Genomic DNA, 16,908 nt, shown 5'->3' with positions numbered 1-16,908 from the left:
ATAGGTAAGAAAAACGATCAATTCATTGAGCCGAACATGAAGGAGCTGCTTTTCATACAGGGATCTATACCTGTGGCGAATGTGCTTCTGAAACTGTTCGACTCTTTTTTTCCGCCTTTCTAGAATAAATAGGAACCAAAATACTTACTTTTGTTAGGATGACGACCATGAATTATTTAAAAAACAGCTTAGTCAACACTTGGGATTTTTTGAAAGACAGCAACGCCTACTTCCGTGATGTGTTACTGATGCACGGTGCTTTGTTGTTCTTAGTGATCCCAATCTTATCGGCTTCCACCAAGTTCGTCTTAAAACGCGGGGGCTTGCCTTACCTTTCTTTTGATAATATCGGCAGTATCTTTACCGACCACCCAGTCGTGCTGCTCTCATTAACACTGATTTTACTTTTGATTTTATTAGCCGTCTTTTTTGAGTTTACTTTTTTGCTGCTAAGTGTCTATTTTATTAAAAAGAAACAGCCGATCAGCTTGCGGCAATTGTTACGGATGACTGTTTTGCAGTTGCGTAAATTACGGCCGATGACCTTTTTATTTTTCCTGTTTTACTTCTTACTGATTTTACCGATCGGTGGGTTGAGTTTTAATTCTGATTTACTCGCAAAAATCAAAATTCCCGCATTTATCATGGATTTCATTTTTGCCAACCGTGTCTTGATCATCGGGGCAGTGCTGTTGGTTTATGTTTTGTTGATTTACTTGGGGATTCGCGTGATCTTTGCCTTGCCAGAAATGATATTACGTGATCTGCCCTTTCGAAAAGCGATCAAAGAAAGCCTCCAAGTAACAAAACGACGTTTTTTTGCCATCGTTGGACAATTTGTCTTTATCGGTGGTAGCATCTTGTTGATTTCAACACTGGGCTTCACTTTGCTGATTACCATTCAGGCGGTGATTGAAGTTGTTACACCGGACTATGCGTTGTATAGTGCTGTTTTTATTATGACTTTCTTGCAATTTATCTTGTTACTGAATGTCATTTTATCGACGGTAGCCATTTTTTACATCATCGTTGATTTCATGGATGATGAAGGCTTTTTACCAGAGATTCCTTCATGGTTCCACCAAGAACCATTGAACCAGCGTCATTTCTTAGGTCTAAAAAGTTCGTTGTTTACCTTGGTAACGGTGCTTTTCGGTGTCGGTGTTAGTCTATATAATATGAACTATCTGACTTCAGCTGCTTCAATCCATCCGGTAACGATCTCCCATCGAGGGGTCAGCGACGGACAAGGGGTCCAAAATTCTCTTGAAGCACTACGCTTTACTAGCGAGAAGTACCAACCGGATTACATTGAAATGGACGTCCAGCAAACCGGTGATGGTCATTTTATTGTTTATCATGATTTTTCTTACCGTCCGTTGACAGGTGGTCAGGGCAAACCAGAGCAATTGCCTTTGAGTTACGCCGAATCACTGACGGTTTCGGAAAACAATCAGACAGCACGTATTCCAACCTTTGATGAATACTTGGCGCTTGCCAACCAATTGGACCAAAAACTGCTGGTGGAGATCAAAACGCAGCGAAAAGATACCGAGGAACTTGTAAATGCCTTTTTAGCAAGATATCAAGAGGACCTCCTTACAAATGGTCATATTATGCAAAGCCTCTCCTATACAGTGGTTGAAGAATTAAAAGATAAAGCACCTGAATTGACGTCAGGATACATCATGCCCTTCAATGTCGTGGGGCCACCACTGACTAGTGCCGATTTTCTGACAATGGAATACAGTACGATCAACCGCAACTTCATCGCTTCTGCCCGAACCGATGGCAAGGAAGTGTTCGTTTGGACCCCCAATGATGCGGATACTATCAGCCGGATGCGTTTTTACGGGGTGGACGGGATCATTACTGACCAGATGGGGATCTTAAATGAAGAGTTGAGTGTGACGGAAGAAGATATGACTTATTCAGACAAACTATTGAATTTTGTGATCGGCGTTGGCTGATCTCACACGAAGAAAAATGCTGCTCACGGTGTTCCGTTGAGCAGCATTTTTTGCTAGTTGGTTAGGCAACGTTCGTTTGCGTACAAATTTTATTGAAACTGACGATCATCCGACGATTACAAGCTTCTACTTGTGCTTGATCTTCTTCTTCATAACTTGAAACGACGATCAACGCCGTATGTACGTATAGTTTTTCCACCACACCAATCACAGGCTTGCTCGCCCCGACAGGTTGGCAGACATATTTTTCACCGATCGTAATATTCTCCATATCCTCACCTCAACCGTTTTCTTTCTTAAAGATATAATAACAAAAAAGCATCGAATTGAAAACGTTTTATTTCAATTCATCACGCATTTGTCACCAAAAAATGACAGTTTCGTTCGTTGAAACCCACTGCTTTGTTCGTGCGACTTCTTAAAAAGCATTTTATACTAAAGGAAATCAAAAGGAGATGAGTCAAATGCCAATTATTCAAACCTGTATCTTTGGACTATTGTCTGCTGCGTTGCTTTGGGGATTAAAAGAAGACCGCTGATTTATTGGACCAACGATCTAGTAACACAACAAATGCGAAAATAAAACAACGCCTTGAGCCAATCAGACTGGCTCAAGGCGTTTCTTTATCGAATTATAGACGTTCGTTCAATTCTTTTGCAAGATCTTCAAAACCTGGTTTGCCAAGTAAGGCGAACATGTTTTTCTTGTACGCTTCAACCCCTGGTTGGTCAAATGGGTTCACGCCATTTAAGTAGCCAGAAATACCTACAGCGATCTCAAAGAAGTACATGGTGTAACCTAACGTGTATGCATCCATTGTAGGAATTTTTACTAACAGATTTGGGACATCCCCATCTGTATGTGCAAGTAATGTTCCTTCAAAGGCTTTCGTATTAACAAAATCAACTTCTTTTCCTTCTAAGTAGCCAAGACCATCAAGATCTGCTTCTTGTGTAGGGATCACAATTGATTTGCGTGGTTTTTCAACTTTAACAACTGTTTCAAAGATATTGCGACGGCCTTCTTGGATGTATTGCCCAAGAGAATGCAAGTCTGTCGAGAAGTTTGCACTTGAAGGATAGATCCCTTTTTGGTCTTTTCCTTCAGACTCGCCGAATAATTGTTTCCACCATTCTGAGAAGTATTGCATGCCTGGTTCGTAGTTGATCAGCAATTCGGTTACTTTGCCTTTACGATAAAGGATGTTACGCATTGCTGCATATTGATACGCTTCATTTTTTTCAAGGTCGTCACTTGCGTAAGCATCGCTAGCATCTGCTGCCCCTTGCATCAAGGCATCGATATCCGCTCCGCTGGCAGCGATTGGTAATAAACCAACAGCAGTCAATACAGAGAAACGGCCGCCGACGTCATCTGGAATCACAAAGGTTTCCCAGTTTTCAGCATCTGCTTCAACTTTTACTGCACCTTTCGCTTTATCCGTTGTTGCGTAGATCCGTTTGTTGGCTTCTTCTTTGCCGTATTTTTCAATCAAACGTTCTTTGAAAACACGAAAAGCGATCGCTGGCTCAGTAGTTGTTCCTGATTTTGAGATCACATTCACAGAGAAGTCACGGTCACCGATGATTTCGATCAAATCTGCTAAGTATGTTGAAGAAATCGAATTACCTGCAAAAAAGATTTGTGGTGCTTTGCGTTCTTCATTTGGTAGCAAGTTAAAGAAAGAGTGATTTAAGAAATCAATCGCTGCTTTCGCTCCTAAATAAGATCCGCCGATCCCGATCACGACTAATACTTCAGAATCAGATTGAATTTTTTCAGCCGCTTTTTTGATACGCGCAAATTCATCTTTGTCATAGTTTTTAGGAAGGTCGATCCAACCTAAAAAGTCGCTACCAGCACCTGTTCCTTCGCGTAATTGTTTGTCTGCTGCTGTAACTTGACTTTGCATGTAGCTCAATTCGTATTCGTTCACGAATGGTGCTACTTTCGAATAGTCAAACTTGATGTGTGACATGATTTGTCCTCCTTGAAAAAATAGTTTTTCATACACTACCTACTTTACGTTTTTTTTCAACTTTTTTCAAGTAATTCCGGATAGGTAGCCTGTTGGGTGATTTTAGACAAGTCCTTGAGCAAACATTGCTTTAGCAACTTTTTCAAAGCCTGCGACGTTCGCACCTAACATAAAATTATTTTTTTGATCGAAGGTTTCAGCAGTATCACGGCATGCTTCATAGATCGACTTCATGATATCGTCCAATTTGGCATCGACTTCAGCTTTTTCCCATTGCAGTCGTTGGGAGTTTTGACTCATTTCTAACGCAGAAACGGCCACGCCGCCAGCATTGGCTGCTTTTCCTGGGCAGTAGAAAATTCCTTCTTCAATAAAATATTCTGCTGCTTCTAATGAGCTAGGCATATTCGCGCCTTCAGAAACGACCCGGACACCATTGGCTTTTGCACGTTTGGCTTGTGAGAGATCAATCTCGTTTTGGGTCGCGCAAGGAAAGGCTAATTCCGCTGGTGTATCAAAATCCCAGACAGATGCCCCTTCATGATATTCGGCTGATGGACGTTCCTTGGCGTAAGCCGTCAACCGTTCACGCTTCACTTCTTTGATCTCTTTTAACAAGGCCAGATCAATGCCGTCTTTGTCATAGATAAAACCAGAGGAATCAGAACACGTGACAGGGATCGCACCTAATTCTTGCAATTTCTCAATTGCATAGATCGCAACATTGCCGCTTCCAGAAACGATCGCTTTTTTGCCTGCAAAGGTTTCACCTAGGTCTGTCAATAAATGCTTAACGAAATAAACGGCGCCATAACCCGTTGCTTCTGTGCGGTTTTTACTGCCCCAGAAGTCTAATGGCTTACCAGTTAAAATACCAGCATCGTATTGCTTCAATCGTTTGTAGGCACCAAACAAATAGCCGATTTCTCGGCCTCCGACACCAATGTCGCCAGCTGGAACATCTAAGTCAGGTCCGATATGTTTTGACAGCTCCGTCATAAAGCTTTGGCAAAAACGCATCACTTCGGCATCTGATTTGCCTTTTGGATCAAAATCACTTCCGCCTTTGCCGCCGCCGATCGGCAGACCTGTCAAGCTGTTTTTGAAGATTTGCTCAAACGCCAAAAACTTCAAGATACTCAAGTTTACACTTGGGTGAAAACGCAAGCCGCCTTTGTAAGGCCCCATTGCCGAGTTGAATTGAATCCGATAGCCACGGTTTACTTGCCAGTTGCCTTGATCATCTTGCCACGGGACTCTGAATTGGATAAAACGTTCTGGTTCAGTTAAGAGTGCAAGGATATTTGATTCAATATATTCTGGATGCTCCTCTAAAAAGGGAACGATCGTAGGCAAAAATTCATCAATTGCTTGAAGAAATTCCGGTTGGTGTTGGTCTTTCTCATGAATCTTCGCTTGAATTTCTTTCACGTAAGCTGAAGCTTTGGTCATAGTGCATTACCTCCTTTAAGATATTTTCTATTTTAAAGAAATTTTCTGAAATTGCACGCTTTTTTTTAGAATTGTCAGAATTTTTTATTATTCGAAAAAAATCGACCAATCCTTTCAGCACTCATAGCCGATGTGTTACAATCCCAAAGAGGTGAAAAGAATGGAAAAAACCTATGATGTCATTGTTGTTGGTGCAGGTACGAGCGGCATGATGGCTGCGATCACTGCTGCCAAACAAGGTGCGCGGGTGTTATTAATCGAAAAAAACAAAAAAATCGGCAAGAAATTATTGATGACTGGCGGCGGACGCTGCAATGTAACCAATAATCGGCCGGTAGATGATTTAGTTGCTCATATTCCAGGAAACGGCAAGTTTTTGTATAGCACGTTTTCTCAATTCAATAATTATGATGTAATGGCGTTTTTCGCAGACTTAGGTGTCGTCTTAAAAGAAGAAGACCACGGACGGATGTTCCCTGTGACGAACAAATCAAAAACGATCGTCGAAGCGTTGCTTCAAGCAATCAACGATCATCACGTCACCCTATTGACGAACACGGTCGTCACAAAGCTGATCCATGACGGCAGTCAAATTCGCGGCGTGCGAACCGAAACCGATGAGTTCTCTGCCCCTAGTGTGATTTTGACGACAGGTGGCCGTACCTATCCTTCCACGGGCGCAACGGGGGACGGCTATAAGATGGCAAAAAAAGTCGGCCATACCATTACGCCGCTTTATCCAACCGAATCGCCGCTTGTTTCAGAGGAATCCTTTATTCAAGAGCGGACGTTGCAAGGCATTTCCTTGCAAGACATCACGTTGAGTGTCTTGGATCAAAGAGGAAAGTCCATCGTCGCCCATACCATGGATCTTTTGTTTACCCACTTTGGATTATCTGGTCCAGCTGCTTTACGCTGTTCCTCCTTCGTAAATCAAGAATTGAAAAAGCAGCAACCCGTGACGGTTGTTCTGGATTGTCTGCCAGCAAAATCTCATGAAGCCTTGACCCAAGAATTGATTCAGTCTGCGGCTTCGAAGAAACAATTGCCGAATGCTTTAGCTGGCTTTTTGCCTGAGCGCTTGATGACCTTCTTTTTGCAGCAGCTAGACCTGCATGAGCTGGTTGCTGAAAAAGCCTCACCAGAACAGTTGGCGGCGCTCGCTTCCTTGATCAAAGGCTTTTCAGTCACTATCGTTCGCACGTTCCCGTTAGAAAAGTCTTTCGTGACTGGTGGCGGGGTCCATCTGAAAGAAATCAATCCAAAAACCATGGAGAGCAAGAAAATCAATGGCTTGTATTTTGCTGGTGAATTATTGGATATCAATGGGTTTACAGGTGGTTTCAACATTACAGCAGCGTTTTGTACTGGACATGTTTCGGGGAAAAACGCAGCAGAAACAGCTAGTTATTTCAGTTATTGATCGATGACCCAGGTGTTGGCAGCAATATCCTTGCCGTTGCTACCAACACCTGGGTCTCCTCTCTTTTTGCTTATTAGTTGGGTTTTTCTCAAAGTAGGCGTAGACTAAAGATAGCAAGATTGAGGGAGGTTTTATAATGAAACGAATTTCAAGAGGTAAATTTGAACGAATGCAAAAACTTTCAAATGAGGATGGTGTGATTGCCGCACTAGCGATCGACCAACGTGGTTCCATGAAAAAAATGATGAAGGCAGCAACTGGACCGGATGACTTTACGATGGAACACATTTATGAATTCAAGCAGTTGGTTTCCCAAGAATTGACCAAATATGTCAGCAGTATTTTGTTAGATGAAGAATATGGCTTCTTAGGGATCGAAGCAAAGAATCCCAATGCTGGCTTGATCCTTTCCTATGAAAAAACGGGGTATGATGTCAATACGCCGGGTCGTTTGCCAGAGATTTTACCCAATGAATCGCTGCAGCGCTTAGTGAAAAAAGGGGCAGATGCTGCGAAAGTTTTGGTTTATTATAATCCAGATGAACCGCAAGAGATTTTAGATACCAAACATGCGTTTTTAGAACGTTTAGGTACGGAGGCGCAGGCGGCCGATATTCCGTTATTTGTGGAACCAATCGTCTATGACGATGAGATCACAGATGACAAATCACCTGCTTTTGCCAAGATCAAACCGAGCAAGGTCATCCGAACCATTCAGGAATTGACGAAAGATCACTACCATATCGATATTTTGAAAGTCGAAGTACCGGTTCAGTTCGACTTGGTTGAAGGTTTCCAAAAAGAAGGCTTAGAGGCCGTCTATACGCAAGAAGAAGCCGCCAATTACTTCAAAGAAGCTAGTGACGCTGCGACGCGACCATTTATCTATTTGAGTGCGGGTGTCCCAGCGAATGTCTTTCGCGATGAATTGACCTTTGCTGGTCAACACGGTGCTAAATTCTCAGGAATCTTAGGTGGTCGAGCAACTTGGCGCGATAGTGTCGAAATTTATGGGAAACAAGGGGCCAAAGCGTTATTGGAATGGCTGGACACCCAAGGGAAAGAAAATGTTGAAGAATTAAACGCCATTCTAAAACAATATGCCACTCCATGGTTTGACTTTTATGGCGGTTTAGAAAATATTGAGGTTTTCGATATTGAAGTCATGGAATAAAATAGTACAAAAGAATCCCCGTGAACGGCATTTCAAGATGGTTCACGGGGATTTTTTATTCGTGTTCAGGTGCCAACAAATCGGCAAAGACCGCCCTAGTCAATTGTTGCAACGCTTGTGGGGCAAGCCCCATCTGCAACCCGCGCTTTCCTGCAGAAACCACGATTTCTTCCAGTGTATCTGCCTTATGATCAATATAAGTAGGAAAGAGCTTTTTCATCCCAATCGGCGAACAGCCGCCGCGAATATAGCCAGTCGTTTCTTCTAAATCTCTCAGATGCAGCATCTCTACTTTTTTGTTTCCACTGACTTTTGCTAACTTTTTCAGATCCACTTCTCTGTTTCCAGGAATCACAGCCACCAGCGGACCTGTTTTGTTGCCCACTGCCACCAGCGTTTTGTAGATGGCTTGCGGGCGTGCTAGTTGCGCAGCGACGGATTGCGCATCGAGATGGTCTTCCGACCACTCATAGGTGTATTCGTTATAAGCGATTTTCTGTTGTTCTACTTGACGGATCGCATTGGTTTTTTGTTTCTTCTTCGCCATTTTATCCCTCTTTTGTTTTGGTTTCTTTTAAGAGAAGGCCTTGGCTGGTCTTACTCATTGAGTGAAAATTCTTGTAAGTAGTTGGTCATTCGTTCGATCGGTATTTGTCCAGGTGCTGATGCCCCTTGCAACGAAGCAAAAGTAAAGACCGAACCAGTCAATGCCCCACTAACCCGGCTGATTTTCCCCAGCTCCCCCATCGACATGATCGCCAACGGCAGTTGGTTGAAGCCACGAGCTTTAGTAATGATCCCCATCAAACGTAAAACATCTTGGACTTGCTTGGGCATCATCGCTAACTTACCAACATCGGCACCAAATTGATTCATTACGCCGATCTTTAAAATCAACACAGCATCTTCTGGCGTTTTCTCAAAATCATGATTGCTCAATATCAGCTTTACCTGTGCCTTTTTGATTTCTTGAATAAAGGCTCGACCTAAAAATTCAGCTTTCTCTAATTCGACATCGATCCAATCGATCAAGCCTGAATCAGCAGCAGCTAAACACAATTCTTTGTACTGGGTCAATGTGAACGCCCGCTCGCCCCCTTCTTCCAAGGTTCGAAAAGTGAAGAGCAGCTCTTTGTGCTTTAATGTCGTGCGAATATGTGATAACGCATCTAAGACCGCTTGCTTGTCTTCGACATGTTTGTAATGATCAACACGCCATTCGACGATCTGTGCCTCTGATTCCTCAGCAGCGATGGCTTGTTTCAAGATCTCTTCATTGGTTTTCCCAATCAATGGCACACAAATCAACGGTGTTTTCCCGTCTAACGTTACTGGTTTTGATCGGCTCATCTACTTCACTCCTTTTTCATTTGATAAAAGAATACTTTCAGATAGTTCCCTTCGGAAAAATGCTTATCTACCGCAAAGTCAGCTGGTAGACGATAACTTTGAATACATTCATAAGCAACGTGTGCTTTCTCTAAGGATGCTTCGATCATTTCTTGAAACTTCCTCGGTGAAAGATTGGCCGCATTCGTTGAGGCGATCAATAAGCCATCAGGCGCTAAAATCGCCAAACTATCAGTGACTAAGTCGCCATAATTTTTCGCAACCGAGAAGACCTTTTTCTTGTTGCGGGCAAAACTCGGCGGATCTAAAACGATCACATCAAAGCGCAAGTCTTTTTTGCTGGCATAATTGAAGTAATTGAAAACATCCATGACATGGATACGCTGGGTATCTGGATCAATGCCGTTGACTGCAAATTGCTCGCGGGTCTTTTCTAGACTGCGTTTTGCCAAATCGACGCTCGTTGTTTGAGCAGCGCCACCGACAGCAGCAGCGACAGAAAACGCCCCCGTATAACTGAACATATTTAAAACCGTCTTGCCAGCTGCCAAGCCATCAACAAGTTGCCCACGAACTTCTTTTTGATCCAAAAAGATGCCCGTCATTAGTCCTTCGTTCAAATACGTCGCATACGTGACGCCATTTTCCTTCACCAGTAAGGGTTCAGGTGCCGTTTTTCCATAGACCCATGCTGATTCAGGCAGTTCAGACGTAAAGCGGATTTTTTCATAAGCCCCTTTGATTTCGGGAAAGATTTGACGAAAAGCCGCCACGATCGCTTTTTTATGTTGATAAAGGGTGGCATTGTACCAAGAAAAAACGACATACTCGCCATACAAATCTACGGTAAGTCCCCCCAATTGATCCCCCTCGCCATTAAACAGACGAAAGGCATCTGTCAGGTCATCTTGATAGTAAGCACTACGCTTGCCTTTTGCTTTCGCAAAACGTTGGGCAAAAAACGCTTGGTCGATCACTGTTTCTTCAAAGGATACGACCCATCCGATCCCTTTATTTTGTTCCCCAAGATAGCCGACACCTAAGAAATGGTTGGCCTGATCAATAAAGGTGACCCACTCCTTCGTCTCGATTGCTTGTTGAAGATCTTCTCTTTGGATCAACGGATTCTTTTTGCGAAGCTTCGCTGATCCTTGCTTCGTTAGTTTTATTTTCATGTTCATCTGCTCCATTCATTCTCCTTTTTAGTATAGCAAAAAGCGACTGTATTGTCTGTATCCTTGAAAGTAAAGAAATACTTAATTCCGCGTCATGACAAGGAATTCATTTGACACGTCTTTCACAGCCTAGTAAAATGTACTGTGATGTAAAATCGTAATTTACCGGTTATACTGGAAAAAGAGAGGACGATTCCTTTGAAAAAAAATAAAGTATCCACCTTTGTGAATACAAGAATGGGCTTTTTTTTCCTATTAGCCCTATTATTTTGGCTAAAAAATATCTTTGCCTATATGGTGGACTTCCACCTAGGTATTGAAAGCAGCATTCAGTACTTCATCTTATTCATCAATCCGATCGCAACGACTTTGTTGCTGCTGTCGATCGCATTGTACGTAAGAAGAACCAAAGCAGCTTATATCACGATGCTTGTGATTTATTTCTTGATGACTCTGCTGTTGTTCTCCAATGTTTCGTACTATCGAGAATTCACTGACTTTATCACCATCAACACGATGCTTGGTGTAGGAAAAGTGGCAAGTGGTCTAGGAGAAAGCGCAATTCGCTTGTTCCGTCCCTACGATGTGTTGTATTTCATTGACTTTATCGTGCTGATTGCAGCCTTTTCAATGAAAAAAATCAAAATGGACACTCGTCCTGTGCGGGCACGGATGGCTTTTGCGATCTCAACCTTAGCTGTCATGGTCTTTTCTGCCAATCTTTTCTTAGCAGAAGCGGATCGTCCTGAACTGCTTACTCGAACGTTTTCTCGTGACTATTTAGTGAAATACCTTGGGATCAACGCCTTTACGGTTTATGACGGCGTGCAAACCTATCAAGCTTCGCAAGTACGTGCCGAAGCAAGTCCCAACGACATGAACGAAGTAGAAAGCTATGTCAGAGAACATTACGCGGAACCGAATGATGATCTGTTCGGTATCGCAAAAGGCAAGAACGTCATTTATATTCACTTAGAAAGTGTTCAGCAATTCTTGATCGATTATAAATTAAAAGATGAAGATGGTGTTGAACATGAAGTTATGCCATTTATCAATAGTTTGTATCATAGCGATAGCACCTTTAGTTTCGATAACTTCTTCCATCAAGTAAAAGCTGGGAAGACCAGTGATGCGGAAACGTTATTCGAAAATTCCTTGTTCGGATTGAATCAGGGGGCATTATTCACTCAACTGGGTGGGAAAAATACCTTTGAGGCAGCGCCAGATATTTTAGGTCAAACCCAAGGCTATACCAGTGCGGTTTTCCACGGAAATACGGGTACCTTCTGGAACCGAAATGAAACCTACAAACGGTTTGGCTATGATTATTTCTTCGACGCATCGTATTATGATGTCAATGATGAAAATTCATTCCAATACGGTTTACATGACAAACCGTTCTTTGAACAATCGGTACAATACTTAGAACGTCTGCAACAACCGTTCTATTCAAAATTCATTGCAGTTTCTAACCACTACCCATATTCTGAATTTACCAATGAAGAAGGCGGCTTCCCGCTAGCGAACACTTCTGATCAAACGATCAATGGGTATTTCGCAACCGCGAATTATTTAGATAAAGCCGTAGAAGAGTTCTTTAATTACTTGAAAGAAAGCGGCTTGTACGAAAACTCAGTCATCGTTTTATATGGTGACCATTACGGAATTTCCAATTCTCGGAACCGCAACTTAGCAGAATTGCTTGGAAAAACAAGTTCGACTTGGACAAACTTTGACAATGCTTCATTGCAACGTGTCCCTTATATGATCCATATTCCAGGACAATCAAACGGCGGCATCAATCATACGTATGGTGGCCAAGTTGATGCGTTGCCAACCCTCTTGCACTTACTCGGTGTAGATACATCGAACTATATTCAATTGGGACAAGATTTATTCTCTGATCAAAATGAACAACTGGTTGCCTTCCGCGATGGCGACTTTGTGACACCAGACTACACTTACTATAGCAGTACATTGTATGACAATCGTACCGGCATGCCGATCAACGATCCATCCGATGAACTGCAAGCGAAAGTCGATGAATGGAAAGCCAAAGTTGACAAACAGCTGTCGGTTTCTGATCAGATCAACAATGGTGATCTCTTACGTTTCTATGCGAAGAGCGGTTTAGAAGAAGTCGATCCTTCGACCTATAATTACAAAGACGCCCTTCAGCAAATGATGGCTATCGAACAGAATCTAGGCAGTGATTCAACCAGCGCCTTTTCTCAAAACGGCAATCAATCGACCGTCGATCTGTACCAAACAAAAACCTTCCAAGAATACCAGCAGATGACGGAACAAGATAGCGGAGAATAACCTATAAGTACTACAAGATCGATCCAGCAAGGCGGATGCTTTGCTGGGTTTTTTTCGGCTGTTTTGTTCGTAAAAACCCGATTTTTTCTATTGCTTTTTTAGCTTCGATATTTTACTACAAGAACTTCATACTTTATTCAAACTCCCCTTTTATACTATGAAATAGGATGAGGTGAACTAGATGAAAACTATACATTTTGCGATTGCCAGCATATTTTATCATAAAAAAGCCATGGTGCTTTATACGCTTGTATCCTTCTTTGCCGTGATTGGCTTGATCGTGACCTTCGCCTTGATCTACTCAATGGATCAAGTGATCGCTCAAACCAGAGATCTCTTAACAACAGAAGATTTGCAAACGAAAGTAGCGGAAGAGATCCAACCAGTCACGACGATCTATCATCAACTGTTCTATTTGATTTTTAGTGCCTTTACACTGGTCTTTATCGGCTTTCAAGTTTATTACCAATTATCGAAACGCTCAGAGTACACTGCCTGGTTAGCAAGCGGTGCCACCACCAGACAATGGGTGGCGATGCAGTTGCTTGAAATGCTCTTGCCGCTTTTAGCAGCTGCCGTGATCGCCTTTGTGTTGTTGCTGCTCTTCCAGCCTTATTTCCAGCGAGAATTGCTTAGCGGGCATATCATCGCTCTTGATCGTGAGCGTGCTTCGGATCACTTTTGGGAGGCTGTTCAAAGTCTTCCTGGTCAAGAATTCGCCATTACGATCCCGCAAAACAGTCAAATTCTTGTCCAAAATGTTGACTTGAACAGCACCACTTGGCTGGCTATTTTATTTGAGAGTACGCGCCACACACTTATCGTATTGCTTGCTGCTGTTACCAGCTTTACTGGTCTGATTGCTAGCGGACATAGTCTGTATTGGAGGAAAAAACAATGGAAAAACCAACTCAGCTAACGAAATCAATTGGTTTCTTTTATGTTGCGAAAGACAATGAAACAAAAACATCTGAATTAAGCTTGCTGCTTTCACAAAAAAAAGCAATCTTGATTCGCGCACAGTGGCCCTCCGTCCCCTTTTTATCGGTCATGGACAATGTATCTCTTGCAAATAAAAAAGGGGGCGATTTAGAGGAAGTGCTGCCTTATGTACAGCTTCCCTTATCGGCTTTGAAAAAAGATCGAACAGAGTTAACACCCTTTGAGGAGCTCAAAATTCAACTGCTCTTAGCTTTACTTTCAGAAAGAGAAACCCTTTTAATCGAAAATGTCTTGAGCACATTAACAACGAAAGAGGTTCAAACCCTGCTGCCCTTGTGTCAAGAAATCGCCGAACAATTTGCTGTTGCCATCTATTTGATTCATGAAGACGAATGCTTTGCCCATACCCCTTATACTACTTATCTATAGTTTACATAGCCCCCAAACAAGAAGGCTTGCTTGCAAAAGCAGGTCTTTTTGTTTGGACTGCTGCCACTGAACCGCAAAAAAAATCGACCGGCTAAGCGAATTGCTGCCGGTCGATTGCTATTCTTCATTTAAGTCGATATCAGGAAAAGAGATTTTAAACGTCGTGCCTTTGCCAAGTTCACTTTCTACACTGATCTTTCCTTTGTGCAGGCGTACGAGCTGTTCAACGATCGATAGGCCCAAACCTGATTCACCAAATTGACGGTTTTTACGGGAAGGATCGACTTTGTAATAACGATCCCAAATATTCTTGACTTGTTCTTCAGACATGCCGATTCCCGTATCACTGATTTCGATGATCGTTTCCAAGTAGCCTTTTTCGATTCGAACCCGAATTTCTCCATCTTCCGTAAACTGGATCGCATTTTGTAAAATATTGACCATGATTTGGACGAAACGATCGTAGTCGGCATAGACGTCAATTGGCTCTGTTGTTTCTAAAATCAACACATCTTTGGCGATTTCTGCCTTGCTCTCAAGTTGCGTCAGCAGATTTTTAATGGTTTGCGTTGCATCGAATTTTTTGATGACCATCGAGATTTGATTGGTTCGGATTTTCTCGTAGTCAAGGTTTTCGTTGACTAACCGAATCAAGCGATTGGTTTCATTTTTCATCAAGCGGATCGCATTGTCCTTTTGATTTTCAGGAATCGCGTTGTACTCTAACCCTTCCAATAAGCCATTGATGGTCGTCAAAGGCGTGCGCATCTCATGAGAAGCGTCTGCCATAAATTGCCGACGACGTTCTTCTTGTCGTTCAATTTCCTCTTGCGACTCTTTTAAGGATTTCGTCATTAAATTAAAATCTTCGGCTAACTCATCAAATTCATCCCGATTATGCACTGGCAAGAAGATATCAAAATTGCCATTGGTGATCTCCTTGGTTGCTCGTTTCATGCGATTGATCCGCCTTACTTGGAACGTAGCAAATAGGTAACTGATCAATAAGGAAACGACGATCGAGATCAAACATACTTTAAACAAGTTTTGGTTAAAAGCACTGACAAGATTCAAGATGCTGCTTGCCGATTGTGAAACCACCATCACCCCGTAAAAATCCGTTCGATTGACAGAAAAAGGAATCAAAACATAGGAAGTCAGTTCTTTTTCCCCATATAGATTCGTGGGTGATGTCAATTGCAGACGCGCCCCGTTTTCTAAGGATTGCCAGTCTTTTTCAGAAATTGGAAAATCCACCGCACGAGTCGTATCTAATGGATAAATAATGTCATCGGGGCTTTTAAAGAAAGCAAAAGAAATGTCTTGGTTGCTCAAAATATTTTCAGCCAAATGCAGAGAATATTGCAGATAGCCATCTCGCGTCATATTTTGCTGCAAATATTCTGAATCGCTGATTTGCGAAATCGTCGCGACCGACGAAGCATACCCCATTAACTGCTCATAATTTCGTTCTTGTAATGTTTGGCGCGTCATTTGTGTAAACGCAATACCAATCGTCATCAAAATCACGAAGATCACAACAAAAAACGCAATCAGCTGTTGATACAAGTAGCGCATTAAGCAGCACCTGCATCGTCAAATTTATACCCCACACCCCAGACGGTTTGAATGATCTGAGGTCCCACTTTTTCTATTTTTTGTCTTAGTTTTTTGATGTGCGCATCAACCGTCCGTTCATCACCAAAATATTGGTAATCCCAAACTAGTTCTAACAATTGCTCTCGTGAAAAGACTTGCCGCGGTTTTTTCGCTAACGTATAAAGCAAATCAAATTCCTTCGGCGTCAACCCATCGATGGGTTTGCCATTTAAATAGGCTTCCCGTGTTTTTGTGTTCATTTTGAAATGATCGGTCACAACATCAAAAGTTGCATCGGAAGCTTCAGGCGTTGTTTTTTCAACCAATTCACTGCGGCGGTGTAAGGCTTTGATCCGCGCGATCAAGGTCAGTGGACTAAATGGTTTCGTCACATAGTCATCTGCCCCCATCTCCAACCCGATGACTTGGTCGCTTTCTGAATCACGAGCCGTCAACATAATAATAGGTACTGTACTGGAGATTTTGCGAATTTCGCGCGCCACCATCATGCCATCCATGGAAGGAAGGTTCAAGTCAAGGGTGATCATGTCCCATTTGTCTGGTTCAGCAGCAAAGGCTTCCAGTCCTTCTTTGCCGTCGTACTTAAAAGCCGCTTCCCATCCTTCATTCAAGAAAAACATTTGCATCATTTCAGAAACAGATTCGTTGTCTTCAATCATTAATATATTCATTTTCTTCACCTCTATGTTCTTTATCAAATCGTTGCAGATTCTCTTCGATCAGGCCAAAGATCGGCACGATGAACCAAGGGATCGCGATCATTTCAACTAGGAAAAAATTGGTCCATTCTTGCCATTTCAAGACAAACCCAATGAGAGCCATGATTCCGCCAAAAAGCAGAAAATAACGGGCGCATAGTTTCTGAGCATGCCGCCAGTTGCGTTCATTTTGTTTTGCTAAATAGGAACGGTAGCCATAAATAAGGTTCATTTTTTTTGATGGAAAAAGAAAAAAAGTGAGACCAATCAAGAAAAAAATGATGCCAATTACTAAAAAAATCATCGTTTCACTCCATTCTTCCTATAGTATACTCGAATTTCTTTCTTCTACCAACAACTTCACCGATTATTCA

At 42.4% G+C, this 16,908-nt stretch carries 15 protein-coding genes; 6 read left to right on the top strand and 9 right to left on the bottom strand.

What is annotated here, in order from left to right; all coding sequences use genetic code 11:
* Window positions 1-167 precede the first annotated feature (167 nt).
* Complete coding sequence (locus P0G38_RS04925; protein ID WP_074535998.1) at window positions 168-1,970, top strand: glycerophosphoryl diester phosphodiesterase membrane domain-containing protein; 1,803 nt, start codon at window positions 168-170, stop codon at window positions 1,968-1,970.
* 61 nt (window positions 1,971-2,031) lie between these two features.
* Here the strand turns inward: P0G38_RS04925 and P0G38_RS04920 are convergent, their stop codons facing one another.
* From P0G38_RS04920 to gdhA, 3 genes are all read right to left on the bottom strand, one after another.
* On the bottom strand, window positions 2,032-2,241 hold the full coding sequence (locus P0G38_RS04920; protein WP_005237189.1) for a hypothetical protein: 210 nt from the start codon (window positions 2,239-2,241) through the stop codon (window positions 2,032-2,034).
* Window positions 2,242-2,602: 361 nt separating this feature from the next.
* Window positions 2,603-3,949, bottom strand: a complete 1,347-nt coding sequence (locus P0G38_RS04915) for a glucose-6-phosphate isomerase (RefSeq protein ID WP_074536000.1) — start codon at window positions 3,947-3,949, stop codon at window positions 2,603-2,605.
* Between the two features lie 102 nt (window positions 3,950-4,051).
* A complete protein-coding gene (gdhA, locus tag P0G38_RS04910; RefSeq protein WP_010749697.1) occupies window positions 4,052-5,401 on the bottom strand; it encodes an NADP-specific glutamate dehydrogenase in 1,350 nt (449 codons plus the stop codon).
* Between the two features lie 160 nt (window positions 5,402-5,561).
* Here gdhA and P0G38_RS04905 point away from each other — a divergent pair, with 160 nt between their 5' ends.
* Together P0G38_RS04905 and P0G38_RS04900 are read left to right on the top strand one after the other, a co-directional pair.
* Window positions 5,562-6,824, top strand: coding sequence for a BaiN/RdsA family NAD(P)/FAD-dependent oxidoreductase (locus tag P0G38_RS04905; protein WP_074536002.1), 1,263 nt, complete (start codon window positions 5,562-5,564; stop codon window positions 6,822-6,824).
* Window positions 6,825-6,960: 136 nt separating this feature from the next.
* Window positions 6,961-7,998, top strand: coding sequence for a tagatose 1,6-diphosphate aldolase (locus P0G38_RS04900; RefSeq protein ID WP_005237193.1), 1,038 nt, complete (start codon window positions 6,961-6,963; stop codon window positions 7,996-7,998).
* 55 nt (window positions 7,999-8,053) lie between these two features.
* On the opposite strand, the gene ybaK is transcribed toward P0G38_RS04900, so the two are convergent.
* Genes ybaK through P0G38_RS04885 form a run of 3 tightly spaced genes read right to left on the bottom strand, consistent with a single transcriptional unit; the run spans window position 8,054 to window position 10,523 of the window.
* The gene (gene ybaK, locus P0G38_RS04895; RefSeq protein WP_074536003.1) at window positions 8,054-8,545 is read right to left on the bottom strand and encodes a Cys-tRNA(Pro) deacylase; all 492 of its coding nucleotides are present in this window, start codon (window positions 8,543-8,545) and stop codon (window positions 8,054-8,056) included.
* A gap of 50 nt (window positions 8,546-8,595) precedes the next feature.
* Window positions 8,596-9,348: a type I 3-dehydroquinate dehydratase gene (aroD, locus tag P0G38_RS04890; protein WP_074536005.1), complete on the bottom strand. Its 753-nt coding sequence runs from the start codon at window positions 9,346-9,348 to the stop codon at window positions 8,596-8,598.
* A gap of 5 nt (window positions 9,349-9,353) precedes the next feature.
* Window positions 9,354-10,523 carry a class I SAM-dependent rRNA methyltransferase gene (locus P0G38_RS04885; protein ID WP_060792547.1) on the bottom strand — a complete coding sequence of 390 codons (1,170 nt, stop codon included), beginning with the start codon at window positions 10,521-10,523 and terminating at the stop codon, window positions 9,354-9,356.
* A gap of 237 nt (window positions 10,524-10,760) precedes the next feature.
* Between P0G38_RS04885 and P0G38_RS04880 the strand changes: the two genes are divergently transcribed.
* The 3 genes from P0G38_RS04880 to P0G38_RS04870 all read left to right on the top strand — a co-directional run bounded on the left by P0G38_RS04880 (window position 10,761) and on the right by P0G38_RS04870 (window position 14,216).
* Window positions 10,761-12,845, top strand: a complete 2,085-nt coding sequence (locus P0G38_RS04880; protein WP_275855216.1) for an LTA synthase family protein — start codon at window positions 10,761-10,763, stop codon at window positions 12,843-12,845.
* Window positions 12,846-13,026: 181 nt separating this feature from the next.
* On the top strand, window positions 13,027-13,764 hold the full coding sequence (locus P0G38_RS04875; RefSeq protein WP_005229124.1) for a hypothetical protein: 738 nt from the start codon (window positions 13,027-13,029) through the stop codon (window positions 13,762-13,764).
* On the top strand, window positions 13,743-14,216 hold the full coding sequence (locus P0G38_RS04870) for a hypothetical protein (RefSeq protein WP_074536007.1): 474 nt from the start codon (window positions 13,743-13,745) through the stop codon (window positions 14,214-14,216). The genes P0G38_RS04875 and P0G38_RS04870 overlap by 22 nt, the downstream gene beginning before the upstream one ends.
* Window positions 14,217-14,333: 117 nt before the next feature.
* Here the strand turns inward: P0G38_RS04870 and P0G38_RS04865 are convergent, their stop codons facing one another.
* Genes P0G38_RS04865 through P0G38_RS04855 form a run of 3 tightly spaced genes read right to left on the bottom strand, consistent with a single transcriptional unit; the run spans window position 14,334 to window position 16,838 of the window.
* Entirely contained in the window at window positions 14,334-15,794 is a 1,461-nt protein-coding gene (locus P0G38_RS04865; RefSeq protein ID WP_005229120.1) for a sensor histidine kinase, read from the bottom strand.
* On the bottom strand, window positions 15,794-16,507 hold the full coding sequence (locus tag P0G38_RS04860; RefSeq protein WP_010749704.1) for a response regulator transcription factor: 714 nt from the start codon (window positions 16,505-16,507) through the stop codon (window positions 15,794-15,796). Before P0G38_RS04860 ends, P0G38_RS04865 begins: the two co-directional genes overlap by 1 nt.
* Window positions 16,488-16,838: an SdpI family protein gene (locus tag P0G38_RS04855; RefSeq protein WP_010749705.1), complete on the bottom strand. Its 351-nt coding sequence runs from the start codon at window positions 16,836-16,838 to the stop codon at window positions 16,488-16,490. Before P0G38_RS04855 ends, P0G38_RS04860 begins: the two co-directional genes overlap by 20 nt.
* Window positions 16,839-16,908 lie beyond the last annotated feature (70 nt).

The sequence above is a fragment of the Enterococcus casseliflavus genome (assembly GCF_029215545.1).
In the GTDB taxonomy this organism is placed as follows: domain Bacteria; phylum Bacillota; class Bacilli; order Lactobacillales; family Enterococcaceae; genus Enterococcus_D; species Enterococcus_D casseliflavus.
Note: the sequence above shows the minus strand (reverse complement) of the source record. Positions and strands in the feature narration are given on the sequence as shown.